This window comes from Variovorax sp. GW821-FHT09B01 (assembly GCF_059418345.1).
Map to the genome: position 1 here is coordinate 354,742 of NZ_JBWKPQ010000003.1, position 17,112 is coordinate 371,853.

The window sequence follows — 17,112 nt, forward strand, 5'->3', positions numbered from 1 at the left end:
CGGGCTTCGGCCTGCCGGTTCCCTCTCCATCGCAAAGGCAGTTCGCCTTTCCCTTGCGTCCTCGCACGAGGGTGCAAGGGAAAGGTGCCCCGGCCCGTCTTCTCCTCTTCCATTTTTTTCTTCCGGTCAGCGGCCGGACCTTCCAAGAGTTCACTGCATGTTGTCGACTTCCAAGCTCCGAGGCTCCAGCCTGCGATCGTGGCGCGGATTCGCCGCCGCGCTCGCCGTGGGCATGGTGTTTCTGCTCGGCGGCATGGCGCAGGCGAACGCCGCGGCCGCGCCGGGCGGCACGGTCATCCGCAGCATCGCCACCGGCACCTACGTGCCCGGCGGCATGGCGCAGACCGAGACGATCTCCTCCAACGAGGTGATCGCCACCGTGCTGCCGGTCGAGGCGCTGGTGCTCACGCAGGACCAGACGCTCTCGCGCCCGCCCGGCAGCATCGTCACGCTGAGCCACCTGCTGAGCAACACCGGCAACGTGGTCTCGAGCTACGCGCTCGCGCTGGCGAACAACGCGGCCGGCTGCGCGGCCGACACGCTCGACCTGTCGGCGCTGCGCGTGCTGCGCGACGCCAACAACAACGGCGTGTCCGATCCCGCCGACCCGGTGCTCGCGCTCGACAAGCCGGGCGCGTTGACGCTGAAGCCGGGCGAGGCCGCCTCGCTGCTGGTGCAGGGCACGATCCCGATGGCCGCGCGCGGCACGGCCTGCCTCGGGCTGACGGCCACCACGGCGCTGCAGGGCCTGCAGGCCAGCAACCGCGACACCGTGATCGTGGGCGACGCCGCGGCGCTGGCCCTCGCCAAGTCGGCGAGCTATCCCGGCTTCGTCGTGCCCGGCCAGACGCGCATCGACTTCACGGTGACGGGCACCAACATCGGCGCGCAGGATGCGAAGCCGAGCAACGTGGTGGCGCCCACCAACACGCCGCTGCTCGTGAACGGCGCGCCGAGGGCGCTGGTGCTGGTGCGCGACGTGGTGCCCGCCGGCACCCAGTACATCGCGGGCACGCTGCAGAGCGCGGCCGCGCAGGCCGTCAAGCTCTACCGCCTGCCGGCCGATCCGCCTTTCAGCTATCGCACGGCCGAGGACGCCTCGGCGGTCGAAGTCGCGGTCGGCGTTCCCGAGCCACTGGTGCGCAACGGCTCGATCGCGATGCAGTTCGCCGTGAAGGTCAACGCCGACCCTGGCGACGACATCCGCAACACGGCCCATGGCCAGTACGACGACGGCACCGGCCCCGCGACCGCGCCGTCGAACACGGTCGTGATCGCCACCAGCCAGGCCCGCATCGGCGTGGCGAAGTCCGCCTCGGCGCCGCGGCTCAACCGGGGCGCCGACGGCAAGCCCGACGGCACCGCCAACGTGCGCTTCCGCGTCAACCTGCGCAACTACGGCGCCGCGTGGCTCCACGACGTGCAGGCCACCGACCTGATGGAAGGGCCGGGCGAGACCCAGTTCGGCAGCTACACGGCCGCGGCCGTGCCGGGCCCGAACCAGTACACCATCGTGCCGGGCTCGGTCGCGATCGTGCCCGCGGCCACCGGCAACGGCGGCGGCATCGTGGCGGCGGCGAACCCGGCCTTCAAGGGCACGGCGAGCGCGCAGAAGCTGCTGATCGACGGCGCCGTGCTGCCGGCGGGCGCGCAGGTCAACGTCGAGTTCGAGGCGCGCATCAATTTCACGGGCCGCACCGGCACCTTGCTCAACAGCGTGAAGGCTTCGGGCGCGTTGTCGGCCGGCGGCGCGGCCTTGGCCGTCGACGACTCGATGAACGGCGACAACCCCGACCCCGACGGCGACGGCAATCCCAACAACAACACCCAGCCCACACCGGTGGCCACGCAACTGCCGACGCTGTCGCTGAGCAAGCAGGCCTCGATGGCGCGGCGCGTCTCGCCGGGCGTGTTCGAGCTCGACTACGTGCTCAAGGTCAGCAACCTGGGCACGGCGCCCGCGCCCAACCTGCGGCTGATCGACAACCTCGACTGCACCTTCGACATGGACCAGGCCGAGGGCAAGATCGCGTCGTGGGAGCTCGTGGGCCGGCCGAAGGTGGCCGGCGGCCGCCTCGTGGCGGCGCCGGGCTTCACGGGCCGGGCCACCTGCAACCGGACCCAGGACGAGAGCGCGGACCCCTACCAGTTCCCCACCGAGGTGGCACTGAGCCTCACCGACGGCAGCCGCGCGCTCGCGCCCGGCGAGAGCGAGCAGCTGAGCTTCACCGTGCGCGTCACCGAGAAGCCGGCCGCGATCGGCAGCCGGGTCTCGCTGAGCAACAAGGCCTGGGCCGCGGCCTTCGACCAGAACACCGTCAACGTCAAGCCGCGCTCGGTGCTGGCCGCCACCATGGCCACGGCGCGCTCGCTGCTCATCGATCCGCAGGGCGTGGTCTACAACGCGCTCACGCGCCAGCCCGTGGCGGGCGCGGTGGCGACCTACACGCGCCAGTCGTGCGGCAATGCCGCGGTCACGCCGATCACCGAGGCCGAGCTCTACGGCGGCAGCTCGGGCCTCTACACCTTCAACCCGAACGGCAGCGTGTCGATGAACACCGCCGCGGACGGCGCCTACCAGTTCTACATGCTGACGCCGCAGACCCGCGGCATGTGCACCTATGAACTGTCGGTCGCGCCGCCGGCGGGCAGCGGGTATGTGGCGCCATCGCGGATCCTGCCCGCGACCGCCGGCACCTTCGCCAATTGCGGCGCCGTGGTGCCGAACACCGCCGCGCCGCAGGAGGGCGAGCCCACCACCCACTACTTCAAGCTGCGCACCGGCATGCAGTCCGACGGGCAGATGTGCGAGGCCGCGAACAACCACGTTCCGCTCGACCCCGGCAACATCCTGGGCCTGGTGCTGCGCAAGGACGGCAGCAAGCGCCAGGCGGAATTCGGCGACTTCGTCGACTACGCGCTCACCGTCACCAACAAGACCGGCTTTCCCGTCACCGGCGTGACCTTGAGCGATACGCTGCCGCCGGGCTTCGCCTACGTGGCCAACAGCGTGCGGCTCAATGGCGCCATCGTGCCGAACCCCGCGGGCGGCGCCGGCCCGGGGCTGATCTTCGACTACCCCTCGCTGGTCATCGCTCCCGACCAGTCGGCGATGGTGCGCTACCGCGTGCGCATCGGTGTCGGCGCGCCGACCGAAGGCGACGCCATCAACCGCGCGCGCGCCAACTCGGGCCCGATCCAGTCGAACCTCGCGAGCTGGACGCTGCGCGTCACCGGCGGCGTGTTCGCCGACGACGCCTTCGCCTTCGGCAAGGTCTACATGGACTGCAAGCGCGACGGCAGGCAGCAGGGCGGCGACGAGATCGGCGTGCCGGGCGTGCGGCTGTACCTGGAGGACGGCACGCACGTGGTGACCGACGTCGAGGGCAAGTGGAGCCTCTACGGCCTGAAGCCGGTGACGCACGTGCTGCGCCTCGATCAGCTCACGCTGCCGCGGGGCGCGCGCCTCGAGATCCTCGACAACCGCAACGCGGGCGCGCCCGAGAGCCGCTTCCTCGACCTCAAGAAGGGCGAGTTCCACAAGGCCAACTTCGTCATCGCCAACTGCGAGGACCAGGCGGTGCTCGACGAGGTGGCGGCGCGGCGCGCGGCGATCGCGGCCAGGCCCGACACCGAGGCCGAAGCCCAGGTGCGGCTGCGCCTCGATCCCGAGGGCCGCGTGGTGCCCGTGGGCGACCTGCGCGGCCTGCCGGCCTCGGGCCAGGCGCTGGCCGGCGGCAGCACGGGCACGGTGCAGACCACCTCCGTGCCGCTGATCGCGCTGCCCACGCCGCCGTCCAACCCGAGCACCTTCGTCGGCGGCGCCGGCGGCTCCATGGGCGGCACGCTCGGCAACCAGCTCGGCGCCAATGCGCCGCTCGGCGCCGCGCCTTCGCAGGTCCCGGCCGGCAGCCTGTTCGCGCCGATCGGCGGGCTGCCGACCGCGGGCCAGCCCTCCGCGCCCACCAGCGGTTCGGCCACCGGCCCGGGCGCCATGCCCACGCGCCCGATCGGGCTGGGCGGCGCGATGCTGGAGCCGCGCAACGTGCCCCTGCTGGCGCCGGCCGCGCCGAGCCCGGTCGAACTCGAAACCCTGTTGCCGCAGATCGAGAGCAACGCGCTCGGCTTCCTCGACCTCAAGGACCGCGACACGGTGGCCGGCACTTCGATCAACGTGCGCGTCAAGGGCGGCGATGGCGCGGGCTTCCGCCTGAGCGTGAACGGCACGGCGGTGGACGAGCGCCGCGTGGGCAAGAAATCGCAGCTGCCGTCGAAGCAGCTCGCGGCCTGGGAATACATCGGCGTGACGCTCAAGCCCGGTGCCAACACGCTGCGGCTCGAGGCCGTGGACGGCTTCGGCAATGTGCGCGGCGAGGCGCGGGAGATCACGCTGGTCGCGCCCGACAAGCTCTCGGCGATCGCGATCGACCTGCCGGCCTCGGCCCAGGCCGACCTGCGCACGCCCATCGTCGTCACGGTGCGGCTGGCCGACGCGGCCGGCGTGCCGGTCACCGCGCGCACCCAACTCACGCTCGAGACCGACCGCGGCCGCTGGCTCGCCGAGGACCTGAACCCCGACGAGCCCGGCACCCAGGTCTTCATGGACGGCGGCTCGGCCGAGTTCAAGCTGTTCCCGCCGGGCGAACCGGGCGACGCGCGCATCCGCGTCACGGCCGCGAGCCTGGTCAAGGAAGTGCGCCTCGCGCTGACGCCCGAGCTGCGCCCGATGATCGGCGTGGGCATCGTCGAGGGCGTGCTCGACTTCACCAAGCGCGGCAAGCTGCCGCTGGGCGCGATGCCCGCCGGCGCGGCCTTCGAGGCCGAACTCACGGGCCTGAAGGACGAGCACAACGGCCGCCGCGCGGGCGCGCGCTCCGCCTTTTTCTTCAAGGGCGCGATCAAGGGCGAGTACCTGCTGACCGCGGCCTTCGATTCCGACAAGCAGCGCAAGGACCGCCTGTTCCGCGACATCCGGCCCGACGAGTTCTATCCGATCTACGGCGACTCCTCGGCCAAGGGCTTCGACGCGCAGAGCACGCAGAAGCTCTACGTGCGCATCGACAAGAACCGCTCCTACCTGCTGTACGGCGACTTCACCACCGCCAGCAGCACCGAGGTGCGCAACCTGAGCCAGAGCAACCGTTCTCTCACGGGCCTGAAGCACGTCTACGAGGACGAGAACGTGCGCGCCACCTCCTACGCCTCGCGCACCGCGCAGACGCAGCAGGTCGAGGAGTTCCGCGCGCTCGGCACCTCGGGGCCGTACTACCTGAACGGCGCCAACGGCGAGTTCGTCGAGAACAGCGAGCAGGTGGAGGTCGTGGTGCGCGACCGCAACCAGCCGGACATCGTGCTGCAGCGCACGGCGGTCACGCGCTTCGTCGACTACACGGTCGAGCCGCTGACGCGCCGCATCCTGTTCACGCGCGCGATTTCCTCGATCGACGCGAACCTCAATCCGCAGTCGATCCGCGTCACCTACGAGGTCGATTCGGGCGGCCCGAAGTTCACCGTGGCCGGCGTCGATATCCAGGTCAAGGCCTCCGAGACCGTGCAGGTCGGCGTGGTCGTCAGCACCGACCAGAACCCGCGGAACAAGCGCAAGCTGCAGGCGGTCACGGGCATCGCGCGCCTGGGCGAGAACATGACGGTGGCGGGCGAAGTGGTCAAGACCGAGTCCGACGAGAAGGGCAGCGGCCATGGCGCGCGCATCGAGGCGCGCTACCAGGACGAGAAGCTCGCCGTGGTGGCACTCGCGACCAGGACCAGCACCGGCTTCGACAACCCCGGCGCCAGTTCCTCGTCGGGCCGCACCGAGGCGTCGGCACGCGCCGAGTACCGCGTCGATCCCACGCTGGCCGTGCGCGCCGAAGTGCTCTACAGCAAGGACGCCGCGCAGACCGACGAACGCAAGGGCCTGACCCTGAGCGCGCAGAAGAAGCTCAGCGAGGACACGGTGGTCGAGGTGGGACTGCGCCATGGCCAGAGCGACGACGCGCCCGGTTCGAACTCGGGCTTCGACTACGGCCAGATCTCGACCTACAACGGCCAGATGGGCAGCAGCATCGGTGCCAACAGCGTGACCGTGCTGGGCGCCGCCGTGGCCGCCAACGGCGTCGACACCCAGACCCTGACCACCCTGCGCGCGCGGCTGTCGACGCAGCTGCCGTGGGCGCCGAACGCGCAGCTCTTCATCGAGGGCGAGCAGGACATCCAGCACAGCGACAAACGCGTGCTGGCCATCGGCGGCAACTACGCCGTGACCGACAAGACCCGCGTCTACGGGCGCTACGAACTGATCTCCTCGCTCTACGGTCCCTACGGGCTCGACGGCGCGCGGAACAACAACACCGGCATCGTCGGCATCGAGAGCAACTACATGGAGGGCGGGCGCGTGTACAACGAGTACCGCCTCGCCGACGGTGCCGACGGCCGCGGCGTGCAGGCCGCCATCGGCGTGCGCAACACCGTCAAGCTCACGGAACGCGTCAGCGTGACCGGCGGCATCGAGCACACGCGCAACCTCGGCGGCTACGCCAACAGCGGCAACAACGGCACCGGGTACGCCGGGGGGCTCGGCCAGTCGACCGCCATCACCAGCGGCATCGAGTACATGACCGAGCGGCTCAAGACCAGCGGCGTGTTCGAGATGCGCCGCGGCGACGACGCCAACACGCGGCTGTTCAGCGCGGGCTTCGGCTACAAGCTCGATCCTTCGTGGAGCCTGCTGGCGCGCAGCATCATGAGCAGCAGCGAAGGGCAGGGCACCAACGCGGGCAACGAACGCCACCTGCAGCGCCACCAGATCGGCGTGGCCTACCGGCCCGTCGACGACGACCGCTGGAACGCGCTGGCACGCTACGAGCGCCGTTCGGAGAACGTGGTGGGCGCGGGCAATGCGGCCGGCGCGCTGCAGGGCAGCAGCGTGTTCGGCGCCGACAACGGCGCCAGCCTGCCGGGCAAGACCAGCGCCGACATCGTCTCGGCCCATCTCAACTACAACCCCGAGCCAGGCCGCTTCGTGATGGCGCGCTACGCGGGCAAGGTCAGCCGCCTCAGCGACAGCCTGCTCGCGAGCAGGTATTGGGCGCACCTGCTGCAGGTGCGCTACACGCAGGACATCGACAAGGACTGGGACTGGGGCGTGCAGGCCGGCCTGCTCTATGGCAAGGGCGGCGGGCTGCAGAAGACCTTCGGCCTCGAGCTCGGCTACCAGGTCTACAAGAACCTGTGGCTGTCGGCCGGCTACAACTTCGTGGGCCTGCGCGACCGCGACCTCACGGCCAACGAATACACGAGCAAGGGCGCCTACATCCGGCTGCGCTTCAAGTTCGACGAGACCACGCTGGGCTTCCCGGCGACGGGCGGCGATGCGTCCGCACCGGCCGCGGGCTCGGCAGCCGGAGGCGCGAATGGACCGCAGTGAGCCGATGGGCACGCCAGATCAGCGGGAGATTTTCCAGGCCATGCAATCCATGAACGGCATCACGCGGGAATCGGCCTCGGCCATCCGGGGCACCGGATTCTCCGCCGGAGGCACGAGCCGCTGGCCGCGCCGTGCGATCGGATGCGGCGTGGGGCTCCTGCTGCTCGCGGCAGTGGCCCAGCCTTTCGCGCAGCAGACACCTCCGAAGCCGTCCGCGACGGCCGCCGCGGCCGCGCTGGATGTCGTCACCAACACCGCGACGGTCACGTCACCGGTCGGCGCATTGTGCGAAACGCCGGATCCCCAGAACCCGAACGTGTGTACCTGGAGCGCTCAGGTCAGCACGCCGCTGGGGGGCGGCCCGACGTTTGCCTTCGGCAAATCCATCGGCAGCGCGGCCGAAGCCCCTTTCCCGAGCTTCAGCTTCTCCTTCTCGGGCGTGAGCGGCGCCGTCGATGAAACGATCACGGTTCCGGTGACTCCGAGGCTCGACGGTTCGGGCTCGCAGAACTGGTCGCAAGGGAAGCTGCGAATCATCCCTGGAGCGGATATCGTGGTCACGGAGAAGACCGTTCAGCCGGGCTGGCCGGTCTATGCATCCACGCTCCCGGGTGGCGGGTGCAAGGATGCGAATGCGGGGGTCGATGGCAACACCAATCCCTTCGATACCGCCATCCGATGGAAGATCGAAGGAAACAAGTTCACGTTGGACAAGAAGTACGTTTTTCCGAATTCGGACTTCAAGTGTTCCATCCACAACTACCGGCCCTCATTCGGGTTGAACAATCGCATCGTCGGCACGCCGTTCGATGCGGGGAAATTCGACCTGAGCTTTTCCGGCGTCAATGTCCAGACTTTCAGCACCATGGGGGCTGCTTTCGTGAAGGACGTCGGTGACAAGGGGCAGACGGCCCGGTTGGGCATCGACGTCAGCACGACGATGACGTTCAAGGCGGGGGCCGGGACCGGAACCTCGCTCGACAACTACGTCCAGACCTTCTCGTGCGAGGGCTACGAGAATCTTCCGGCGAGCAACCTCGCCAATCCTTCCGTCGGTGTCTACACCATGACATCGCCGGCGGCCGACGTCAGGGACATCGATAGCCGCGAGAAGATGTGCACGGTGACCCACACCGTCCGGCCGCGCGTGCGCATCGTCAAGACCTCGGTCGGCGGCACCGGCAGCTACGACTTCAAGCTCACGGGCACCGTGATCGCGAACGACACCGACAGCGTGACCACGAGCGAGCAGAACCTGCCCGTGCCATCGAAGACCGCGCACCATCTGGGCACGCCCGGCACCGCCGTCGGCATCACCGAAACCGCGGTGCCCGACGTCACGACCCGCTCGGTCTGCGTGAACGAGGCGGGCCGCTCCGTCACCGGCACCGGCACGGTGGCCCTCTCCGCCGCGGACATGGCCGCCGGCGCACTGTGGACCTGTACCTTCACCAACAGCTACGCCAGCGCCATCGTGAGCGGCCGCGTGTTCCTCGACAACGGCGTGGGCGGCGGCACGGCCAACGACGGCGTGATCAACGGCGGCGAAGTGCCGCAGCGCGGCATCGGCGTGCGCCTGACCGACTGCGCGGCCACCGTGCACGCGCGCACGATCACCGACGCCGCGGGCAACTACAGCTTCGCCGTGCCCGACGGCACGCCGAAGGGCGCCGCGATGTGCGTGGAGCAGGTCAACAGCCCCGGCACGCGCGTGTCGACGGGGGCCTCGGTGGGCAGCGTGGCGCTGCCATCGGGGGCCGCCGTGGCCGTCGGCGCGGACCGCTACACCTACACGCGCACCGGCACGCCCGATCGCATCGCCTTCGCCTGGAACGGCGTCGGCCATGAGGAACTGAACTTCGGCGACGTCGACAACGGCAGCTTCGCGGCCGACGGGGCCAAGACCGGGCTGCCCGGCAACAGCGTGACCTATGGCCACACCTTCGCCGCGGGCACGGCCGGGCAGGTGCGCTTCAGCATCGCGAGCGAGACCGCCAACCCCGCCATCGGCGGCTGGAGCGCGCAGATCTTTGCCGACACGGGCTGCACCGGCAGCCTGCAACCGGGCGCGGCGCAGCTCTACCCGCCGGCGGGCGCGGGCCAGGCAGTGATCTTCGAGGGCAAGGTGTGCGTGGTCGTGAAGCAGTTCATTCCCGCGACCGCGCCGATGGGGGCCAACAACAAGGTGGTGGTGCAGGCCGACTTCGACTACCGCGGCGCCAACCCGGCGCTCGGTGGCCGCTACACCTTGCAGGACATCACGACCCTCTCGAGCGTGGCGCTGGAACTCCGGAAGGAGGTGCGCAACGTGACGCAAGGCGTGCTGGAGTTCGGGGTGAACAACCGGGCCAAGTCGGGCGAAACGCTCGAGTACCGCATCACCTACACCAACAACAGCGATGCGCCGATCCGCAACCTGGCGGTGAACGACACCACGCCGGCCTACACCAGCTTCGTCAGCGCGACCGTGGGCGAGACGCCGCCGACCCTGACCGGATGCCTGAAGACCACGCCGGCCAATGCGGCACCGGCACCGGCGGTGGCTTGCACGGAGGCGCAGCCCGCCGGCAAGACCGGGCCGGTCGACTGGCGCTTCGACGGCTTCGTGGCGCCGGGTGGCAGCGGGTCGGTGATGTTCCAGATCAAGGTGGATTGAGGCCGTGGTGGAGGCCGGGACAAGCAATGGCTGTTTCGAAATTCAACGACGCGCCCGGTTGGCTATCGTGTTTTGACTGATCGACGAGATTCGAATGACGTTTTCATTATTTGCAGGCAAGGGGTTTTCGGCGATCTCCATCCGAAAGTGCTTCGGCCATTCCTGGAAGCGGGGGGCGGTGGCCGTTTTGGGGAGCGCTCTATTGCAGGCGGCATTTGCCCAGCAAAATACATCCGCGATGGAAAATGCGTACGGCGGCACTTTGAGTCCGACGGTCAGCGGCGACAAAAGAACGGCGAGTCTTCCCTTGATGCTGAATTACGACAATCCGAGGGGCGGCGGTTTCGCGATCCTGGAAGGTACGGATGCCAATACTGGAAGGACGCCGTTGACGGTGACGATGCAAACCGTATCGGGTAATTTTTCGTTCCCCCAGGGTGGTTACTTCGCTTTTGAAGGGCCGGAGTCCCTCTTTACGTCTCAAAACAGTCCCACTGGAACTGGCATTGGCGCGGCCAACGGCTTTTTTCGGGGAGAGGCTTCTTCGGGTGCTTTTCCGGAATCCGTCGTGGCAGTACCGGAAGTAGCCGTGATTGAAATTTCTTTCAATCGGCCTGTCGACGATCCAATCATTCACTTGAGGGGATTGATCAGTGGGACCAATTACCCCCTCGGTACCTCTCCTGATTTTCGATGGCATTCCTTGCAGATCCACTCTCTGGAGCTGCTTTCTCCAGGAAGTCTTCAAAGACTTTCAGGAAATTGGAATTTCGCTGTAGAAGGGAATTTCATCAAAAACAACACCGATGCCACCGTGGGAGGGAGAGGGGCCTACGCGCATTGCAGCCAGGATGATGCGTGCGGATCGGTCAGGGTTCTTGGCAAGAATATCTCGACGATACGCTTTAGATTTGGCGCCAAGAGCTATGCGCCAATACCTGGGACGGATCGGTGGTACGGGCGTCTTCGAGTGTTTTTCTCCTTTTCCTTGAATACCCCTCCGATCGTGGGTCCGGTCAAGACCTCCAGAGGCGGGGTCGGGAAATTCGATTTCAACTACTCCAATTTCACGCAGACAAGCGGCAGCATCGAGACGAAAACAAAAGACACGGCCACGCACGCGCGCGTGTTGAGACCCGTCTTGCCAACGCCCGGCGAATTGAAAATCAGCGAAAACGCCCAGGCGCCCTGGGTGTTGTCGTCGATCAAATGTTCGCTTTTCCCCACCCAACTCGCGAACCTCCTGGGCACCTTGTTCAGTCCCCAGTACGACATGGCAACGGGCACGGTCACGATTCCGCGGGCCAGTGAGCTGCGCAACAGCGAAATCATCTGTGCCTACGTCAATTCGAAATTGCCCACGGTCGCGATTCAGAAGAAGACCCTGGGCGCCCCCGGAGGCGGCGGGCCTTTCAATTTCACGGCCGACAACCTCGACGCCCAGCCCGCCCCGATCACGACCTCGACCGCCAACACGGCGACGCCCGCGGCACCGCCGGCCGTCTTCGTCACGAAGCTGGGCGATCCCGTGACGCTGACCGAAGACCCGGCGCCGGGCTACGTTCTGACGGGCGTGACCTGCACGGACACCGATACCGCCAACAGCAGCAATCCCGCGAACCGGCCGATCAATTTCGCGCGGGGGCAACCGATCGTCATTCCGGCCCCGTCGGCGAGTCCGCCCGCCACCGAGGTGTCGTTGCGTCCCGGCGCGAAATTCCTCTGCGTCTTCACCAACACGGCCGGCGCCGAACTCAGCATCGTCAAGAGCCTGGAGGAGACGTCGGTCAAGCCGGGCCAGACGGTGGAATACACGATCACCGTGAAGAGCCTGGGGATCACCCCGGTCACGGGCGCCCTGGTCAAGGACAAGCCCGGCGCCGGCCTGACCTGCGCCGGCACCGGCCGCGTGACCATCACGGGCGACGGCGTGCCGCCCGGTACGTTCACGGTCGCGCAACTCACGGGCGCCGGCATCCCGCTGGGCACGCTCGCCAAGGACCAGAGCGCGGTCCTCAAGTTCAGCTGCACGGTCAACCCATGACATGAGCGCGTGCCGCTCGAGCGTCGAAGGGCCGGGCGCTCGAGCGGCGCCGGGCCGGCGCGGACTTCAGCCGATGACTTCCGGCCACTCCGTGTGGAAGAACTGCCCCTCGGGCTTGTCCACGCGCTCGTAGGTGTGGGCGCCGAAGAAGTCGCGCTGCGCCTGCAGCAGGTTGGCGCTGAGGCGCTCGGTGCGGTAGCTGTCGTAGTAGGCCAGCGAGGCGCTGAAGGCCGGCACCGGGATGCCGTTGCTCACGGCCAGCGCCACCACCTCGCGCCAGTTCTGCTGGGTGCGGTTGAGCAGGTCCTTGAAGAAGGGATCGAGCATCAGGTTGGCCAGCGCCGGATCGGTGCGGAAGGCGTCGGTGATGCGGTTGAGGAAGCGCGCGCGGATGATGCAGCCGCCGCGCCAGATCGCCGCGATGCGGCCGAGGTCGAGGCCCCAGCCCTTCTTGTCGCCCATGGTCTTGATGAGGTCGAAGCCCTGGGTGTAGCTGATGACCTTGGAGGCATAGAGCGCGTCGTGCACCTTGGCCACCAGCGCCTTCTTCTCGAGCGAGAGCTCGACCTTCGGGCCCTGCAGCAGCTTGCTCGCGCCCACGCGCGCCTTCTTCTGCGACGACAGCACGCGCGCCTCGACGGCGGCGTTGATGGTGCTGATGACCACCGCGTTCTCGGCCGCGTTGATCAGCGTCCACTGGCCCGTGCCCTTCTGGCCGGCCTTGTCGAGGATCACGTCGACGATCGGCTTGCCGGTTTCCGGGTCCTTCTGCTCGAGCGCCTTGGCGGTGATCTGGATCAGGTAGCTCTGCAGCTCGCCGTCGTTCCACTCGTTGAAGATCGCGGCCATCTCGTCGGTCGTGAAGCCGGCGGCCTTGAACAGGCTGTAGGCCTCGCAGATCAGCTGCATGTCGCCGTACTCGATGCCGTTGTGCACCATCTTCACGTAGTGGCCGGCGCCGCCCGGGCCGATGTGGATCACGCAGGGCTCGCCATCGACCTTGGCCGCGATGCTCTCGAAGATCGGCTTCATCACCTCCCAGGTCGAGGCCGGGCCGCCCGGCATGATCGAGGGGCCCTTGCGCGCGCCTTCCTCGCCGCCCGAGACGCCGGCGCCGATGAAGCGCAGGCCCTTGCTCGAGAGGTAGGCGTCGCGGCGCTCGGTGTCGGTGTAGAGGCTGTTGCCGCCGTCGATGACGATGTCGTCCTTGTCGAGCAGCGGGATAAGCTGCTCGATCACCTGGTCGACCGGCGCGCCGGCCTTGACCATGATCTGGATCTTGCGCGGCTTGGCGAGGCTCTGAACGAATTCCTCGAGCGTCTTCGCGCCCACCAGCTTCTTGCCGGGGTTGGCGGCGATGAAGGCCTCGGTGGTGGCTTCGGTGCGGTTGTAGACGCTGACCTGGAAGCCGCGGCTTTCCACGTTCAGCACGAGGTTCTGGCCCATCACGGCCAGGCCGATCAGTCCGAAGTCGCTTTTGTTGGTGGTGGTCATGGCCTGGGTGTTTCCTTCCTTGTGCGCACGCCGGCGGCGGCCGGTGCGCGGGGTTGATGCAGCAGGCCATTGTGCCGACCGCCCGCCGGCCGCGCCGTCAGCCGCCGCCTATAACCGGACCGCCTTCCCGGGCGAGCCCGCTTGGCAAGCCCCGCCGGCTTCGGTATGTTGCAGCCGACCCATCCACGGGGAGAACCCTCCATGCCCACCCAGCCCCACGCCGAAGCCCATCGCCCGCCGGCCGCGATCGAGCGCTGGTCCACCGAGGCGGTGCCGCCCGCGCAGCGCCTGGATTACTGGGTCGGCGCGGTCTGCGAGGGCTTCCTCGAGATGGAGGTGACCAGTCCGCAGGCGCGGCATTTCGACGCCACGCTCGAATCGGCCCCGCTGGGCACGCCGGCGCTCGGCATCGGCGTCAACCGCGTGCGCGGCAGCGCGCAGGATGTCTACCGCACGCGCCGCGCGATCGAGCGCAGCCGCAGCAACTTCTACTACCTGCTGTGCAAGACCGACACCGCCTGGAGTGTCGAGCAGGAAGGGCGCAGCGCGCGCATGCTGCCGGGCGACGCGGTGCTGGTCGATTCGCGGCGCAGCTATGCCTTCCACTTCGTGCAGTCGGCCGACACCATCTCGCTCGAGCTGCCCACGGCCTGGGTCGAATCCTGGCTGCCCGACGCGCCGGGCCAACTGGCCTGCCGCATCGACGGCAGCGCGGGCTGGGGCAGCGTGCTGAGCCGCTTCGTGCAGCAGCTCACGCCCGAGGCCGCGAGCGCGCCGCCGCTGCCGCCGCGCCTGCTGGCCGACCAGCTCGGCGGACTGCTCGCGCTGGCCACCGGGCCGGGCGTGGCCGCGGCGGTGGATCCGGGCGCGCGCGCCGCGCTGCGCCGGCGCGTGCTCGAGGCCACGCGCGAGCGCCATGCCGAGCCCGGCCTCACGGCCGAGGCGGTGGCGCGCGAGCTCGGCATCTCGCAGCGCAGCCTGCACCGCTGCCTGGCCGAGCGTGGCGAAGGTAGCGAGGGCGCCACGACCTTCGCCACCGCGCTGCTGGGCTTTCGCATGCAGGCCGCGCGCCGCATGCTGGGCGACGCGCGCTTCGACCGGCTGGCCGTGGCGGAGATCGGCTTTCGCGTCGGCCTGCGCGATGCCTCGCATTTCGTGCGCCTGTGCCGCCAGCAGCTGGGCGCCACGCCGGGCGCGCTGCGGCTGGCGCGAATCGGCCATCGCGCTGGCGGCTAGCGGCCAGCCGCTCGGCAGCGGGATTTCTACAGTCGCTGCGTTCGATCGCCAGCAACCCGCATCCACCCAACGAGGAGACCCCCATGTCCGACACCTATGTCCTGATCCACGGCGCCTGGCACACCGGTGCCGAAATGGAGGCCGTCGCGAACGGCCTGCGCGAGGCCGGTCACACCGTGCACTGCCCCACGCTCGCGGGCAACCGGCCCGGCGACGACCGCGCGAAGATCGGCCTGGCCGACGCGATCGATTCGGCGCTGCAGTACATCGAAGAGAAGAATCTCTCGCAGCTGCGGCTCGTGGGCCACAGCTATGGCGGCATGGTGATCACGGGCGTGGCCGACCGGCTCGCGCAGCAGCCGGGCAGGATCGCACGGCTGGTCTACGTGAACGCCTTCGTGCCGCAGCCCGGCGAGTCGCTCAACGACATGGTGCCGCCGCACTACGTGGCGCTGTTCGACGCGGTGGCGGCGGCCAACGACCAGGCCGTGACCTTGCCGTTCGAGATCTGGCGCGATGCCTTCATCAACGACGCCGACATGGCGCTCGCGCGCTCGGCCTACGAGCAGCTCAACCCGCACCCGTACCGCACCTTCACCGACAAGATCGTGCTGAGCCAGCCCATGGCCGCGCTGCAGGTGGGCAAGTCCTACGTCAACTGCCAGCAGGACATCGCGCTGCCGCACAGCCTGCCGTGGCATCCGCGGCTGTCGGAGCGGCTGGGGCTGTTCCGGCTGGTCGAATGCCCGGGCAGCCACGAGATGTTCTTCTCGAACCCTAAGCGGCTCGCGCAGGCGATCCTCGAGGCGGGGCGCGACTGATCAGTCGCGCGGCAGCAGCGCGTCGAACACGCGGATCGACGCATAGGCGTCGTTGGCCGCATAGCGCAGCTGCGCCTCGCTGAGCCGGTGGCTGGCCCAGTTCGAGGTCGTGGCCTTGCGCGACTTGGTGAAGCGCTGGCCGAACACCAGCGCCACGGCGGTCTTCACGCCGACCGAGCGGCGGTAGCCGCGGCGGCGGAACTCGTCGTCGATGTCGTAGACCGCGCGCGGCTCCACCTTGAGCTTCTGGCGGATCAGCGAGAGGTCGCTCGAGAGGCCGAAGCCCACCTTCCGCAGCGCCTCGGAACCGATCAGCGCGCCCAGCACCTCGTTGCAGTCGCTGCGATGCAGCTGGAACAGCCACGCGGTCTCGCGCGTGGCGAACTGCACCAGGTGCGGGCCGGTCGAGACCTCGTTCTTGGCGAAGGTGGGCTTGGACTCGGTGTCGAAGCCGACCACGCCCGCGGCCAGCAGCGCGGCGGCCGCGCGCTCGGCGTCGTCGCGCGTGGCGACCAGCACGATGTCGTTCAGGCCCAGGCCCTCGAAGGGTTCGAGCAGTGCGATCTCCTCGCGTTCGGGCAGAGGGGGCAGGGGTGTGCGAGGTGCGTTCAACGGGAGGCCGCCTTCCGGGCCGTCTTCGCCGGGGCGGTCTTCTTCGCGGCGGTCTTCCTGGCCGGTGCAGCCTTCTTCGCGACGGTTTTCTTCGCCGCCACCTTCCTGGCGGGCGCCTTCTTCGCCGCCGCCTTCTTCGCGGCGGCCGCCTTGCGCATCGCCTTCGGCACCGTGCCCGAGCGCAGCGCGGCCTCGTAGGCGCGCCGGCCCCACAGGGCCGCTTCCTCGCGGTCCTCGAACAGCTCGGGCGGCGCCTCGCGGTAGGACATCGGCATCTGCTGGCCCTGCCGTTCGTAGGTGAAGGGGGCGAGGTTCAGGCGGTCGAAATGCGCGGCGCTCTCGGCGTCGGACTTGAGGTAGAGGGTGTCGCGTATCACCAGCGCGAACATGCGGCCCTCGTGGTAGATGCCGAAGCCGCTGAACATGCGGCGGATGTCGATGCGGCCGAAGCGCTCGAAGGTCTCGTGCAGGCTGTCGGCGAAGGCGTTCTTCATGGCGTGCCGCCCGCTGCGGGCCGCACCGGCGTCGAGACCTGTGCACCGACCACCGTGTTCCAGGCCTTCACGCGCCAGCCGGTCACGATGCCGTTCGTCACGTAGGGATCGGCCTTGGCGAAGGCCTCGGGCACCGCGGGCGAGGCGGCCTCGAACAGCAGCAGCGCGCCGTCGGGCGGGTTGCCGGTGGCGCCGCCGAGCAGCAGCTCGCCGCGTTCCACCGCCTGCCAGGCCAGCGCGAGGTGCGCATCGCGGAATTCGCCGCGGCGTTCGAGGTAGTCGGGCGCGGTGTCGTAGATCAGCAGGTAGTGCATGGGGTGTTCGTGGGG

General features: G+C 68.8%; 11 protein-coding genes and 1 pseudogene. 6 read left to right on the forward strand and 6 right to left on the reverse strand.

The window, feature by feature from the left end; translation table 11 throughout:
• The first annotated feature begins 157 nt into the window (after positions 1 to 157).
• Positions 158 to 7,426, forward strand: coding sequence for a hypothetical protein (locus AC07RV_RS13075; RefSeq protein ID WP_296778364.1), 7,269 nt, complete (start codon positions 158 to 160; stop codon positions 7,424 to 7,426).
• A gap of 18 nt (positions 7,427 to 7,444) precedes the next feature.
• On the opposite strand, the gene AC07RV_RS13080 is transcribed toward AC07RV_RS13075, so the two are convergent.
• Both AC07RV_RS13080 and AC07RV_RS13085 read right to left on the reverse strand, forming a co-directional pair.
• A complete protein-coding gene (locus AC07RV_RS13080; RefSeq protein WP_492713625.1) occupies positions 7,445 to 7,693 on the reverse strand; it encodes a hypothetical protein in 249 nt (82 codons plus the stop codon).
• A gap of 66 nt (positions 7,694 to 7,759) precedes the next feature.
• Entirely contained in the window at positions 7,760 to 7,963 is a 204-nt protein-coding gene (locus AC07RV_RS13085) for a hypothetical protein (protein WP_492713624.1), read from the reverse strand.
• On the opposite strand from AC07RV_RS13085, the pseudogene AC07RV_RS13090 reads away from it, so the two are divergent.
• From AC07RV_RS13090 to AC07RV_RS13100, 3 genes and pseudogenes are all read left to right on the forward strand, one after another.
• Positions 7,902 to 8,126, forward strand: a pseudogene (locus AC07RV_RS13090) (hypothetical protein); the annotation flags it as partial. The gene AC07RV_RS13085 and the pseudogene AC07RV_RS13090 sit on opposite strands and share 62 nt — an antisense overlap.
• A 78-nt stretch (positions 8,127 to 8,204) precedes the next feature.
• Positions 8,205 to 10,082 carry a prealbumin-like fold domain-containing protein gene (locus AC07RV_RS13095; protein WP_492713623.1) on the forward strand — a complete coding sequence of 626 codons (1,878 nt, stop codon included), beginning with the start codon at positions 8,205 to 8,207 and terminating at the stop codon, positions 10,080 to 10,082.
• Positions 10,083 to 10,176: 94 nt separating this feature from the next.
• Entirely contained in the window at positions 10,177 to 12,126 is a 1,950-nt protein-coding gene (locus AC07RV_RS13100) for a prealbumin-like fold domain-containing protein (RefSeq protein WP_296778358.1), read from the forward strand.
• Between the two features lie 66 nt (positions 12,127 to 12,192).
• On the opposite strand, the gene gnd is transcribed toward AC07RV_RS13100, so the two are convergent.
• Entirely contained in the window at positions 12,193 to 13,620 is a 1,428-nt protein-coding gene (gene gnd / locus AC07RV_RS13105; RefSeq protein ID WP_203205196.1) for a decarboxylating NADP(+)-dependent phosphogluconate dehydrogenase, read from the reverse strand.
• Positions 13,621 to 13,821: 201 nt separating this feature from the next.
• Between gnd and AC07RV_RS13110 the strand changes: the two genes are divergently transcribed.
• Positions 13,822 to 14,856, forward strand: coding sequence for an AraC-like ligand-binding domain-containing protein (locus tag AC07RV_RS13110; protein ID WP_296778354.1), 1,035 nt, complete (start codon positions 13,822 to 13,824; stop codon positions 14,854 to 14,856).
• A gap of 83 nt (positions 14,857 to 14,939) precedes the next feature.
• Positions 14,940 to 15,677: an alpha/beta fold hydrolase gene (locus AC07RV_RS13115; protein WP_057594530.1), complete on the forward strand. Its 738-nt coding sequence runs from the start codon at positions 14,940 to 14,942 to the stop codon at positions 15,675 to 15,677.
• Here AC07RV_RS13115 and AC07RV_RS13120 read toward each other — a convergent pair whose 3' ends face one another.
• The 3 genes from AC07RV_RS13120 to AC07RV_RS13130 are packed head-to-tail and all read right to left on the reverse strand — an operon-like array spanning position 15,678 to position 17,097.
• Positions 15,678 to 16,289 (reverse strand): 3'-5' exonuclease, encoded by a 612-nt coding sequence (locus AC07RV_RS13120; protein WP_093343165.1) that lies wholly within the window; start codon positions 16,287 to 16,289, stop codon positions 15,678 to 15,680.
• A complete protein-coding gene (locus tag AC07RV_RS13125; RefSeq protein ID WP_296778349.1) occupies positions 16,286 to 16,783 on the reverse strand; it encodes a TfoX/Sxy family protein in 498 nt (165 codons plus the stop codon). Before AC07RV_RS13125 ends, AC07RV_RS13120 begins: the two co-directional genes overlap by 4 nt.
• Complete coding sequence (locus AC07RV_RS13130) at positions 16,780 to 17,097, reverse strand: YciI-like protein (RefSeq protein WP_296778347.1); 318 nt, start codon at positions 17,095 to 17,097, stop codon at positions 16,780 to 16,782. The genes AC07RV_RS13125 and AC07RV_RS13130 overlap by 4 nt, the downstream gene beginning before the upstream one ends.
• Positions 17,098 to 17,112 lie beyond the last annotated feature (15 nt).